We start from the raw sequence: 12,666 nt of genomic DNA on the forward strand, positions 1-12,666 counted from the left end.
TCTCGTCCAAGCGGATAATGTCATAGCGAGACGTGCTGGAATAGCTGTAGCAAGGGAAAGTTCATGTCCGGACTACTGATGCCGAAAGCCGACGACGCAACCATGTCGCGCCGTTCGGACATCGTGACAGCGCTGCGGGCAATAGTTCCGGGCGAGGGCGTCGTCGATGCCACCAATGCGATGAGGGTATTTGAGTCGGATGCTCTGACGGCCTATCGCCAACTGCCGCTGGTGGTGGTCCTGCCGCAAACCGTGGCACAGGTTTCGCGCGTCCTCAAATATTGCCACGAGAACAATGTAAAGGTGGTACCACGCGGCTCCGGAACGTCACTGTCTGGTGGCGCTCTGCCGCTCGAAGACGCGGTATTGCTGGTCATGTCGCGCTTCAATCAGATATTGGAAATCGACTATCCCAATCGGGTCGCTGTCGTGCAGCCCGGTGTAACCAATCTCGGCATCACCAAGGCGGTCGAACATGAGGGCTTCTACTACGCGCCAGACCCTTCGTCGCAAATTGCCTGCTCGATCGGCGGCAATGTTGCCGAAAACTCAGGTGGCGTGCATTGCCTGAAATACGGGCTCACCGCCAACAACGTCCTTGGCCTCGAAATGGTGCTGATCACCGGCGAAGTTGTCCGGCTTGGCGGTAAGCATCTTGATGCGGAAGGCTACGATCTTCTCGGGCTAATGACTGGCTCCGAGGGATTGCTTGGCGTCGTCACTGAAGTCACCGTGCGTATATTGCAGAAACCAGCGACAGCGCGCGCGTTGATGGTAGGCTTTCCGACAAGTGAGCAAGCTGGTAAATGCGTCGCTGACATCATCGCTGGCGGGATCATTCCAGGCGGTATGGAAATGATGGACCGGCCGGCGATTCACGCGGCCGAAGATTTCGTCCATGCCGGTTATCCGCTTGATGTGGAAGCGCTGCTGATCATCGAGCTCGATGGTCCAGTGGTAGAGGTCGATCACCTGATCAGCATGGTCGAGGCCATTTCTTACAAGAATGGTGCTTCGACGTGCGTGATTTCGCAAAGCGAAGAGGAACGCATGGCGTTCTGGGCCGGCCGCAAGGCGGCGTTCCCCGCGGTTGGGCGCATTTCGCCAGACTATCTCTGCATGGACGGTACGATCCCACGTAAGGAGCTGCCGAAAGTGCTGGCCGGTATGCGCGAACTTTCGGAAAAATACGGCCTTCGCGTTGCCAACGTCTTTCATGCTGGCGACGGCAACTTGCATCCGCTCATTCTCTACGATGCCAATATTCCGGAAGAACTGCACAAGGCGGAGGATTTTGGCGCCGATATCCTGCGGTTGTGCGTCAAAGTTGGCGGCGTGTTGACGGGCGAGCACGGCGTGGGTGTCGAGAAACGTGAACTGATGCCGGAAATGTTCAACGAAATAGATCTCAACCAGCAGATCAGGGTCAAATGTGCTTTTGATGACAAGCATCTGCTCAATCCCGGCAAAGTGTTTCCGCAATTGCATCGCTGTGCCGAACTTGGCCGCATGCATGTACATCGGGGGCAGGTGCCATTCCCCGAAATTCCGAGATTCTGAGTGACCATATTTACGCCCAAGACCGAAGACGAGATTGCTGAGGCTGTCCAATGGGCGCTTTCCGAAAACGCGCCGGTTGAAGTCGTCGGCCATGGCTCCAAACGCAACCTCGGCCGTCCACTGCAGACGGAGCATACCATCGCGCTGTCGGAATACTCTGGCGTAACACTCTACGAGCCCGACGAACTCGTGCTGAGCGCAAAAGCAGGCACGTCGATTGCCGAGCTCGAGACACTGCTTGCGGAGAATGGCCAGGCATTTCAGTTCGAACCGATGGATTATGGGCGGCTTCTCGGACAATCCGCGGGACAGGGCAGTCTCGGTGGATTGCTTGCCACGAATTTGTGCGGACCCCGTCGTCTGAAATCAGGTTCGGCACGCGACCATGTTTTGGGAGTGCGCGTCGTTTCAGGCCGCGGCGAACTGTTCAAATCTGGGGGGCGCGTCGTCAAGAACGTGACCGGCTATGACTTGTCGAAAGGCATGGCCAATTCATGGGGTACGCTTGGCATAGCCACTGAAATAACCTTTAAGGTCCTGCCAGCTCCGGAAACCGAAACCACGCTAGTGGTGCGTGGTCTCGCCGATGACGAAGCGGCGCGCGCTATGGCAATTGCCATGGGATCGAGCGGTGAAGTGGCTTCCGCAGCGCATCTTCCTGTCAATGTATCCGGACGCGTCGTCGAGGGCGCTCTCAAGGGTGACGCATCGACGTTGCTACGGCTTGAAGGTTTTGCGCCCTCGGTCAACGATCGCGCGGCAATGCTCAAAGGCTTATTGGCGTCGGCCGGCGCGATTGAGGACCTTTCGGCCGATATTTCGCGTAAGCTCTGGCAGGAGATCCGCGACGTTACACCTTTCGCGGACGGCACGGAGCAACCTGTATGGCGCGTGTCGATGGTGCCGATGGAGGCTTATAAACTCGTCGCATCCTTACGCATGGGCGCCGCTGTCGATGCCTTTTATGATTGGCAGGGCGGGCTCGTGTGGTTGCGCATGGAAGGCGAACCCGAAGCGGAGGCTGTACGTGCTCTTATCAAGAAATATGGCGGAGGTCATGCAACGCTCGTTCGCGCATCGACCAGCGTGCGCGCGGCATTGCCGGTGTTCGAACCGCAACCTGCGCCCTTGGCGGCGTTGTCGAAGCGGCTCAAGCAGCAATTTGACCCGAGCGGAATACTAAACCCGGGCCGCATGGTCGCAGGAGTATAAACGTGCAAACAAATTTCACTCCCGAGCAGTTGCAGGATCCCGGTGTCGAAGAATCCGAGAAGATCCTGCGCAAATGTGTCCATTGTGGCTTCTGCACCGCAACTTGCCCGACTTATGTGACCCTCGGCAACGAACTCGACAGCCCGCGCGGGCGCATCTACTTGATTAAGGACATGCTGGAAAACGGCCGTGCGGCGGATGAGCAGGTTGTCAAGCATATCGACCGCTGCCTGTCATGCCTTGCCTGCATGACAACCTGTCCTTCCGGCGTAAACTACATGCATCTGGTCGATAACGCCCGCGCGCATATCGAGAAGACTTATAAACGCCCGATGATGAACAGGCTGACGCGTGCGCTCCTGGCGTTTGTCTTGCCTTATCCGGGACGCTTTCGCCTTGCTCTCACCGTAGCGAAACTAGGCAGGCCTCTGGTGCCATTGTTCAAATCGATCGCCGCATTGAAGCCAATAGCCGCGATGCTCGAACTCGCCCCCAAATCTGTCCCGGCGAAATCGCGCTTTGCCGCCCCGGGTTCGCATATGCCTGAGACATCGAAAAAGGGCAGGGTTGCCATACTCACTGGCTGCGCTCAGCCGGTGCTGAGGCCCGGTATAAACGAGGCGACAATCCGACTTTTGACCCGGCTTGGTATCGAAGTCGTGGTGCCACGAGGCGAAGGATGCTGCGGCTCGCTTGTGCACCATATGGGCCGTGAAGAAGCGGCACTTGAGAGTGCCCGTCGCAATGTTGATGTGTGGATCCGCGAGCTTGATACAGCTGGCCTCGATGCCATCGTGATTACTGCGTCCGGTTGCGGCACGACGATCAAGGATTATGGCTACATGCTGCGCCTCGATCCCGATTACAAGGTCAAGGCAGCCCGTGTATCAGCCCTGACCAAGGACGTTACCGAATATTTGGCGACCTTGACCCTGCCTGCACCAGAAGAGCCTGCTGGTCTTAGCGTTGCCTATCATTCCGCATGCTCCATGCAGCACGGGCAGAAGATCACGCGCCAACCCAAGGACTTGCTGAGAACCGCCGGCTTTGTCGTCAGGGATCCGGCCGAAGGGCATCTTTGCTGCGGTTCGGCCGGGACGTACAATATCATGCAGCCAGAGATCGCCCGCACGCTGCGGGACCGCAAGGTCAAGAACATTGAAGCGACCGGCGCCAGCATCATTGCTACCGGAAATATCGGGTGCATCACCCAGATTGCCAGCGGTTCGAAATTGCCGATCGTCCACACTGTCGAGTTGCTGGACTGGGCCTATGGCGGACCCCGGCCCGAGGGTGTGCCGGCGCCAAAATCATTCCTCCAAGCGGCAGAATAAATAAAGAGGGCAGGGATTCGAGCGAACCCCTGCCCAATTCCCGGCACCGCCCCCGGTGCCGGCCCCCATAACTCGTTATCTGACAATGACCTTGGTACCGACGTTTACCCGTTCATAGAGTTCGGTGACGTCTTCGTTGCGCATGCGGATGCAACCGCTAGAAACGGAATGACCGATTGTCCAGGGCGCATTGGTGCCATGAATGCGGTAAAGCGTCGAGCCGAGATAGAGCGCGCGTGCTCCGAGTGGATTGGCAACGCCGCCTTCCATGTGCGCCGGGATTATGCGTCCCTTCAATCTCTCGCGCTCGATCATCTGAGCGGGCGGATACCAATCGGGCCATTCGGCCTTGCGGCTGATCGCGTTGGTGCCAGACCAGCCAAAACCTTCCTTGCCGACGCCGACGCCATAGCGCTGAGCGGTTCCACCGGCCTCTACCAGATACAGAAATCGCTGCGATGTATCGATGACGATGGTGCCAGGCTTTTCCGGTCCGTCATAGGCAACCGTTTGCGGCAAAAACTTCGGGTCCATGCCCCGCTGCTTTGGCGGGGTGTCGGAAGCCAGCGGTTCAGGGCGTTGAAACGAGACTTCACGAACGGCCGGATTTGCATCGACGTCCCGGCGAACCGCGCGGCGGTCTCGTTGCTTGACTGCGCGTACTGGTGGGTCGCTAAAGACCACATAACCGCGAGGATTGACTGGTGTGCCGACGGGCCTTTGGCGCAGTTGCATGACCCAGGGCGCCGTGAGGTCGGGGCTCATGACCACAGGCGGCCTTGTTGCGTAGCGCTCGCTGGCTATCGCACCGGGGACCACGGCCACGACCAGGCAGGATGTCAGAAGCAGTAAGGCAGTTCTCATCTTGATTGTTCTCAAAACTCTGCTGACAGGATTTGTCAGCTTTCGGGTTGAGTTTGCCCGCGCGGAGGTAGAAAAAAGTGAATCGCGATCGATAAAATGCGATTTTCTGTCGAAACTATTTGCTGTGGTTACCAGCTGGTTTTCAAAACCGGTTAACGTCCAATGAAACATTCGAAGGGTAGGCAACATGCATGATGATGTCCCGGTCAAGACTGGTCTGATGACGGGCGAGGATGGCGTCACCCGTTGCTTCTGGCCGGGCACTCTTCCCGAATATGTTCACTATCACGATCACGAATGGGGCAGGCCGGTTACGGATGATATGCGCTTGTTCGAGAAAATATGCCTGGAAGGCTTCCAGTCTGGCCTTTCCTGGCTGACCATATTGCGGAAACGCGAAAATTTTCGCGAGGCCTTCGATGGTTTCGACTATCGCCGTATCGCTCGCTATGGCGAGAAGGATGTCGACCGGCTGCTCGCCAATGCAGGTATTATCCGCCATCGCGGCAAGATCAATTCCGCAATCAATAATGCCAACCGCGCGATCGAACTCGTTAAAGAGACGGGGTCGCTTGCTGCCTATTTCTGGACCTTCGAGCCTCCGGCAGACGAGCGTCCCAAGGTGGTCGACTATCCGACGCTTGTTGCAAATCCTACTTCGCCGACTTCCATTCGTTTGTCCAAGGATTTGAAGAAGCGTGGCTGGAGTTTCGTCGGCCCGACGACAATGTATGCGCATATGCAAGCCATGGGTCTCGTTAACGATCATATAGAAGGGTGCCAATGCCGTCAGGAAATTGAAAAGCTGCGTAACGATTTCAAACGCCCCGCCTTAACCTCGTAATCGCTGCGGCTTCATCAATCCTTGCCCTTGATGCACTGATCGGCTAGAGCAAACCCGCTTCAGCAATCAAGAAATTTCAAGGTTCCATCATGGCAACGAAAGCAGATAGAGTTAAGGCACGGCTGCCACGAGGATTTGTGGATCGTGTGCCGGAGGATCTGCGCGCTGCCGAAAAAATGATGGCGGAAATTTGCAAGGTCTACGAACTCTATGGTTTCGAGCCCGTTGAAACGCCGCTCATCGAATACACCGATGCGCTGGGCAAGTTCCTGCCGGATCAGGATCGTCCCAACGAAGGTGTGTTTTCGTTTCAGGACGATGATGAGCAGTGGCTGTCGCTGCGCTACGACCTGACCGCACCGCTGGCACGTTACGTCGCCGAGAATTTCGAGAGCATTCCCAAACCCTACCGCAGTTACCGCGCCGGCTGGGTATTCCGCAACGAGAAGCCCGGTCCTGGCCGCTTCCGCCAGTTCATGCAGTTCGATGCCGACACCGTCGGCGCACCATCCGTCTCGGCGGATGCGGAAATGTGTATGATGATGGCCGATGTCATGGAAGCGTTGGGCATCAAGCGGGGCGATTACGTGATCCGCGTCAACAACCGCAAGGTTTTGGACGGCGTGCTCGACGCGATCGGCCTGGATGGTGAGGAGAACAGCGGCAAGCGTTTGGTCGTATTGCGCGCCATAGACAAGCTGGACAAATTCGGTCGCGATGGCGTGCGCGAATTGCTGGGCAAAGGCCGTCTCGATGAGAGCGGTGATTACACCAAGGGCGCTGGTCTGGACGAGGCTGCTATCGCCAAGGTGATCGATTTCACATCCGCGGGTGGCGCCACGGGCGGCGAGACGATTGCCAACCTCGAACGTGTCGTCACCGGCAATGACAAGGGCGTAGAGGGAGTTGTAGAACTTACAACAATTGAGGCGCTTTGCTCGGCGGCGGGCTATGAAGGCCGTGTCAAGATTGACCCCTCCGTCGTGCGTGGTCTGGAATATTACACGGGCCCTGTATTCGAAGCCGAATTGCTTTTCGACGTTACCAACGAAAAGGGCGAGAAGGTCGTGTTCGGCTCAGTCGGCGGCGGTGGCCGTTATGATGGCCTCGTGTCCCGTTTTCGCAGCGAGCCGGTTCCCGCAACCGGCTTTTCGATTGGTGTTTCGCGCCTGATGACAGCGCTTAAGAACCTTGGCAAGCTCGATACCTCCGACAATATCGGCCCGGTCGTCGTGCTTGTCATGGATAGAGATACGGCTAGCCTTGGCCGCTACCAGAAGATGGTGTCGGACCTTCGCCAGGCCGGCATCCGGGCTGAAATGTATCTGGGCGGGTCCGGCATGAAGCCGCAGATGAAATATGCCGATCGCCGCGGTGCACCTTGCGTGATCATTCAGGGTTCGCAGGAGCGCGACAATGGCGAAGTTCAGATCAAGGACCTGATCGAGGGCGCACGTCTTTCGGCGGAGATCGAGGACAATGTCACTTGGCGTGAAGGCCGTCCTGCGCAGATAACAGCCAAGGAAAGTGATCTGGTCGCCGAGGTGCGCAAAATTCTTGAAGCGCAGGCTGAAGACCGTGCCAATACGGCGAAGGCCGTTTGAAATCGAATGGTTGCCTCCAGAGCCCCAGCGTTTTCCGATGAACTCGCGGCGTTGATTTCAGCGCGGGATGCTGAGCTCGTGGATATTCCTGTGATCCAGCCTGCCGACCAGTTCCTTGACATGGCCGGCGAGGACCTGCGCCGTCGTATCTTCCTGACCGAAAATGAAAAGGGCGAGAGCCTGTGTCTTCGCCCGGAATTCACAATTCCCGTTTGCCGTAATCATATCGAGCGCAATGCCGCGACGCCCAAGCGCTACGCCTATCTCGGCGAGGTGTTCCGCCAGCGCCGCGAGGGCGGTAACGAGTTTTTCCAGGCCGGCATCGAAGATCTTGGTGATGCAAACCGGGCTCGCGCTGATGCGCGTTCGCTGGCCGACGCTATTGCCACGATCCGCCTTGTGGCGCCTGCTGCGCGCCTTGAAACCCTACTCGGCGACCAGGCTATTTTCGAGGCGGTTCTGGCAGCGCTTGGTTTGCCGCGGGGCTGGCAGAAAAAACTTGCGCGCGCCTTCGGTAATCCAAGCCAATTGAAAGGTTTGCTTGAAGATCTTTCGTCGGATCGGCAAAAGCAAACGTTGCCAGATCATCTCGCTGAACTGGTTGCAAAAGGGGACGAAGCCGGATTGGCCATAGCGCTCGAACAGGATATGCGGGTTGCTGGGATTTCACCGGCCGCAGGTCGCGCACCCATCGAGGTTGCGCGCCGCTTGATCGAAAAGGCGACGCTTGCTTCTGTACGGCTGCCCGCCAAAGCGTTCTCTGCTTTGGAGAACTTTCTCGCGATCCGCGTGCCACTGCGATCCGCCCCCGGTGAATTGCTCGGTTTTGCGCGCGCGAACGAGTTTGATCTTGGGCCTGCGCTGGAACAATTCGAGGCGCGGGCCGCTTCGGTCGTCGAAGCGGGCATCGGAGAGGAGACTATTATCTACGACGCCGCCTTCGGACGCCCGCTCGATTACTATACTGGTCTCGTCTATGAAACGCGCGCGCTGAACCATATTGACCTCGGCGCGATCGTGGGTGGCGGGCGTTATGACCGGTTGCTGACGATGCTCGGAGCCGTTGGCTCCATTCCAGGCGTCGGGTTCTCGATCTGGCTCGACAGGCTAGAACAGATCGCGGGAGAGGCAAAATGACGGTTACCTTGGCCCTTCCATCCAAAGGCCGTCTCAAGGATCAGGCGCTCGGTGTGCTTGAAGGCGCCGGTCTCAGCGTGACGCTCCCCAAGGATCAACGCAACTACCGGGCGCAGGTGAAAGGCGAAAGCCAGATCGATATCCTGTTTCTTTCCGCATCGGAGATCGCGCGCGAGCTTGGTTACGGCAGCGTGGATCTGGGCATAACGGGGGAAGATCTGATCCGCGAGACTTTGTCGTCCGCCGACGAGCGTGTTCAGATCGAAGCTCGGCTCGGTTTCGGTCAAGCGGACGTTGTGGTCGCGGTGCCGGAGGTCTGGTACGACGTATCCAGCATGGCCGATCTTGATGACGTTGCCGCTGATTTCCGCCAGCGTCATGGCCGGCGCCTGCGCATTGCCACCAAATACTGGCGTCTCACACAACAGTTTTTTTCGCAAATGCATGGCATTCAGGTCTATCGCATCGTCGAAAGTCTTGGCGCGACCGAGGGCGCCCCGGCTTCCGGCTCCGCTGATATTATCGTCGACATCACATCGACGGGATCGACGCTGCAAGCTAATCATCTCAAGGTTCTTGACGACGGAACAATCCTCAAATCGGAAGCCTGTCTGTTTTCATCACGTCGTACAGCCGAGGCTGGCACAGTCGAAAAATTATCGCGGCGCATCGCGGCCGCTTTGAACAAAGCCTGATTTTCATCAACTCTCCGTGATTCCAGGCGGGTGGTGTAACCTTTCCGGCCGTCCGTGCGTATCTCCCTGCAGAAACCGGTTATTATCGGTACTTGGCACAGGGAGTTCAGCCATGATGACACGTCGAACGCTTTTTGGCGGTGCTGTAGCAGGGCTTGGCGCGTTCGTGGCCACGCGCTTTGCGAGCGCGCCCGCCGCCCATGCAGCCGGCACTTTCGAAGTCGAACACACGGACGCCGAATGGAGAAAGTTGCTTACGCCGGAACAGTATGATGTGCTGCGGCAGGAGGGTACAGAGCGTCCCTTCTCGAGCCCGCTAGATCATGAGAAACGCAAAGGCACGTTCGCATGTGCTGGCTGCGATCTGCCGCTCTTTGATTCAGATACGAAGTTCGACAGCGGCACCGGCTGGCCAAGTTTCTGGATGCCGATAAAGGGCGCCGTCAATGAAGAGACGGATCGTTCGTTTGGCATGGCGCGCACCGCGGTCTCGTGCCATCGCTGCGGCGGTCACCTTGGGCATGTTTTCGATGATGGCCCGAAACCGACGGGCCTGCGCTATTGCATGAATGGCATTGCGTTGAAATTCAAACCTGTTGCTGCCTGAGCAATTCCAGAAAGGTCGGGACCGGTTTTTCCGTCCGGAATTGCGAAAAAGTCAAATAGCTTAGAGGACCAAACCATGAAACTTCGTCAAATTCTGCTCGCCACGGCGGTTCTGTTGGCTCCCGGTTTTGCTCTTGCCGGGGAGGATGTCACCATGGTGCCACCGCCGGCGCTCGATCAAACTACGCCGGCCAAAAGCGAGACCATCGTCCTTGCCGGCGGCTGCTTCTGGGGCGTCCAAGGCGTCTACCAGCACATGAACGGCGTAAGCAGCGCGGTTTCCGGCTACTCCGGCGGCAAGAAGGAAACGGCAAGCTATGAGATTGTCAGCGGTGGCGACACTGGCCATGCCGAATCGGTCAAGGTGACTTTTGACCCGAAGGCGGTCAGCCTTGGCAAAATCCTGCAGGTCTATTTCTCGGTGGTTCACAATCCGACGGAACTCAATCGTCAGGGTCCGGATTCGGGGACGCAGTATCGTTCGGCGATTTTCACAACCAGTGCCGATCAGGAAAAGGTAGCGAGGGCTTATATTGCCCAACTTGATAAGGCGAAAGTCTATTCCGGCCCGATCGTTACCAAAGTCTCGTCGCTCGAAAAGTTTTATCCAGCCGAGGCCTATCATCAGGATTACGCCACGATCAATCCGACCCAGCCCTATATCGCTTACTACGATCTGCCGAAAATCGAAAACCTGAGCAAGTTGTTCCCGCAATATTATCGGGACAAGCCGGTATTGGTCAGCCAAGCGGGAGCTTCGAACTAAATCCTTGTTCTCTCTCATAAAAAAAGGCCGCTATGAGCGGCCTTTTTTGCATTCCGTCGATTAGCCGCGCTTGGCGTCTACCGAGAGAGCACCAGCGCCGTACTGGGCGAGAACGAAGAAGCCTCCAGCTATGGCAAGGTTCTTGAAGAAGTTAGTCTGGTTTGCCATGTCCCATGGGACCAGGTGACCGACAAATGCTGCGGCAATCGTAAACAGGCCAAGCAGGATCGCAGCATAGCGTGTCTGAAAGCCGACGAGTACGGCAAGTCCGCCAAACAACTCAACCAGACCAACGATGACTGCAGTAACTTCGGGCAGAGGAAGGCCCTTGGCAGCGAAGTACCCTCCGGTAGCGCCAATGGCGGTCAGCTTGCCGAAGCCAGCGGGAATGAACAGGATCGAAAGCAGAATACGGCTGATGAGCGTAACGAGGGCATTGTTAGACATAAGAAATCTCTCCGGATTTGGCGTTGATCCCCAATAGCTAAATCCGATTGTCAAACAAAGCCATTATTTTCTCTACAGATTGTTCACAGTAGTTTGGTTTTCCAAACTTATTCCGGCGCGATCATTCGTTCCGGGCGCACGAGGCGATCATAGTCTTCGGCCGAGACGTGACCGCTTGCCAGGGCTTCTTCCCTCAGTGTCGTACCATTCTTGTGTGCTGTCTTGGCTATCTTGGCGGCGTTGTCATAGCCGATAGCCGGGGCCAATGCCGTTACAAGCATCAATGAACGCTCAAGCAGGTCCTTGATGCGGACTTCATCCGCCTCAATACCTTCGACGCAATTATCTGCAAATGAGATCATCGCATCGGAGAGAATGCGGATCGACTGAAGCACGTTCAGTGCAACCACCGGCTTGAAAACATTGAGCTCGAAATGACCCTGGCTGGCTGCGACGGTGACGGTGGCGTTGTTGCCAAAAACCTGTGCGGCCACCATGGTCAGTGCTTCGGCTTGGGTCGGATTGACCTTGCCAGGCATGATTGATGAGCCTGGTTCGTTTTCGGGCAGCTTCAACTCACCGAGGCCGGAGCGAGGACCGGAGCCGAGAAAACGGATGTCATTGGCAATTTTGAACAGATCGGTGGCAAGTGCATTGAGGCTGCCGTGGAAATTTGTGAGTGCACCGTGGCTCGCCAGAGCCTCGAACTTGTTTGGTGCCGTTTTGAAGGGAAGGCCGGTAATATCGGATACGGCCTCGGCAAATCCTGTATCGAAACCAACAGGCGCATTGAGGCCGGTACCAACGGCGGTGCCGCCCTGTGCCAACAGGAACACGTCCGCCAAGCTTTGTTCTATGCGCTTGTGCGCGTATTCCAGCGCAGCCCGGTAACCCGAGAATTCCTGCCCAAGCGTGACTGGGGTTGCATCCTGCGTATGTGTCCGACCGATCTTGATTATGTCTGCAAAGGCCTCTTCTTTTTTGGCCAGCGCCGCCGTCAAATGGTTCAGTGCTGGAAAGAGGCGCTCCGTTGCTTCGACCGCTGTGGCAATGTGGATTGCAGTCGGAAACGTATCGTTCGACGATTGGCTCATATTGACGTGATCATTGGGATGAACCGGCTTTTTCGAGCCTTTTGTTCCACCCAGCATCTCGATAGCGCGATTGGAGATCACCTCGTTGGCATTCATGTTCGACTGCGTGCCTGATCCCGTCTGCCAGACAACGAGCGGGAAATGGTCATCCAGCTTGCCTTCGATGACTTCTTCGGCAGCGACGGTGATGGCACGGCCGATCACTTCATCCAGCTTGCCAAGTGCCATGTTGGTTTCAGCGGCGGCGCGCTTTGCTATACCGAGAGCGCGTACAAGCGGGATCGGCATTCTTTCGCCGCCGATTTTGAAATTGTGCAGTGAGCGTTCGGTTTGCGCGCCCCAATATTTGTCCGAGGCAACTTCAATCGGGCCAAAAGTATCTGTTTCGGTACGCATAGAGCTCATCATGCACTTTCCTGATGGGAGTTGGCAGATCACTACTGCGAAGCTCGACGGGAGGCAAGGTTCCAGCGGCAAATGTTGGCCGGAAAACGATGCCATGC

Annotated in this window: 12 protein-coding genes; 9 read left to right on the forward strand and 3 right to left on the reverse strand. The window is 56.9% G+C overall.

Annotated elements, in window-relative coordinates; translation table 11 throughout:
- The first annotated feature begins 63 nt into the window (after positions 1 to 63).
- The 3 genes from J2X72_RS10955 to glcF are packed head-to-tail and all read left to right on the forward strand — an operon-like array spanning position 64 to position 4,106.
- Positions 64 to 1,560 (forward strand): FAD-linked oxidase C-terminal domain-containing protein, encoded by a 1,497-nt coding sequence (locus J2X72_RS10955; protein ID WP_310071778.1) that lies wholly within the window; start codon positions 64 to 66, stop codon positions 1,558 to 1,560.
- Complete coding sequence (gene glcE, locus J2X72_RS10960; RefSeq protein WP_310071780.1) at positions 1,561 to 2,772, forward strand: glycolate oxidase subunit GlcE; 1,212 nt, start codon at positions 1,561 to 1,563, stop codon at positions 2,770 to 2,772.
- Positions 2,773 to 2,774: 2 nt separating this feature from the next.
- Complete coding sequence (gene glcF, locus J2X72_RS10965) at positions 2,775 to 4,106, forward strand: glycolate oxidase subunit GlcF (RefSeq protein WP_310071782.1); 1,332 nt, start codon at positions 2,775 to 2,777, stop codon at positions 4,104 to 4,106.
- A gap of 75 nt (positions 4,107 to 4,181) precedes the next feature.
- On the opposite strand, the gene J2X72_RS10970 is transcribed toward glcF, so the two are convergent.
- A complete protein-coding gene (locus J2X72_RS10970; RefSeq protein WP_310071785.1) occupies positions 4,182 to 4,970 on the reverse strand; it encodes a L,D-transpeptidase in 789 nt (262 codons plus the stop codon).
- A 187-nt stretch (positions 4,971 to 5,157) separates the two neighbouring features.
- Here J2X72_RS10970 and J2X72_RS10975 point away from each other — a divergent pair, with 187 nt between their 5' ends.
- The 6 genes from J2X72_RS10975 to msrA all read left to right on the forward strand — a co-directional run bounded on the left by J2X72_RS10975 (position 5,158) and on the right by msrA (position 10,622).
- Positions 5,158 to 5,814 (forward strand): DNA-3-methyladenine glycosylase I, encoded by a 657-nt coding sequence (locus J2X72_RS10975; RefSeq protein WP_310071787.1) that lies wholly within the window; start codon positions 5,158 to 5,160, stop codon positions 5,812 to 5,814.
- A gap of 89 nt (positions 5,815 to 5,903) precedes the next feature.
- A complete protein-coding gene (hisS, locus tag J2X72_RS10980; RefSeq protein WP_310071790.1) occupies positions 5,904 to 7,418 on the forward strand; it encodes a histidine--tRNA ligase in 1,515 nt (504 codons plus the stop codon).
- Positions 7,419 to 7,424: 6 nt separating this feature from the next.
- Entirely contained in the window at positions 7,425 to 8,555 is a 1,131-nt protein-coding gene (locus J2X72_RS10985; RefSeq protein WP_310071793.1) for an ATP phosphoribosyltransferase regulatory subunit, read from the forward strand.
- Positions 8,552 to 9,250: an ATP phosphoribosyltransferase gene (hisG, locus tag J2X72_RS10990; protein WP_209997875.1), complete on the forward strand. Its 699-nt coding sequence runs from the start codon at positions 8,552 to 8,554 to the stop codon at positions 9,248 to 9,250. Before J2X72_RS10985 ends, hisG begins: the two co-directional genes overlap by 4 nt.
- Before the next feature lie 112 nt (positions 9,251 to 9,362).
- On the forward strand, positions 9,363 to 9,857 hold the full coding sequence (msrB, locus tag J2X72_RS10995) for a peptide-methionine (R)-S-oxide reductase MsrB (RefSeq protein ID WP_209997873.1): 495 nt from the start codon (positions 9,363 to 9,365) through the stop codon (positions 9,855 to 9,857).
- A 75-nt stretch (positions 9,858 to 9,932) separates the two neighbouring features.
- A complete protein-coding gene (msrA, locus tag J2X72_RS11000; protein WP_310071796.1) occupies positions 9,933 to 10,622 on the forward strand; it encodes a peptide-methionine (S)-S-oxide reductase MsrA in 690 nt (229 codons plus the stop codon).
- Between the two features lie 60 nt (positions 10,623 to 10,682).
- On the opposite strand, the gene J2X72_RS11005 is transcribed toward msrA, so the two are convergent.
- Complete coding sequence (locus tag J2X72_RS11005) at positions 10,683 to 11,069, reverse strand: DoxX family protein (RefSeq protein ID WP_310071798.1); 387 nt, start codon at positions 11,067 to 11,069, stop codon at positions 10,683 to 10,685.
- A 107-nt stretch (positions 11,070 to 11,176) separates the two neighbouring features.
- Positions 11,177 to 12,568 carry a class II fumarate hydratase gene (gene fumC, locus J2X72_RS11010; protein ID WP_209999675.1) on the reverse strand — a complete coding sequence of 464 codons (1,392 nt, stop codon included), beginning with the start codon at positions 12,566 to 12,568 and terminating at the stop codon, positions 11,177 to 11,179.
- Between the last annotated feature and the right edge of the window lie 98 nt (positions 12,569 to 12,666).

The organism is Phyllobacterium sp. 1468, assembly GCF_031455525.1.
In the GTDB taxonomy this organism is placed as follows: Bacteria; Pseudomonadota; Alphaproteobacteria; order Rhizobiales; family Rhizobiaceae; genus Phyllobacterium.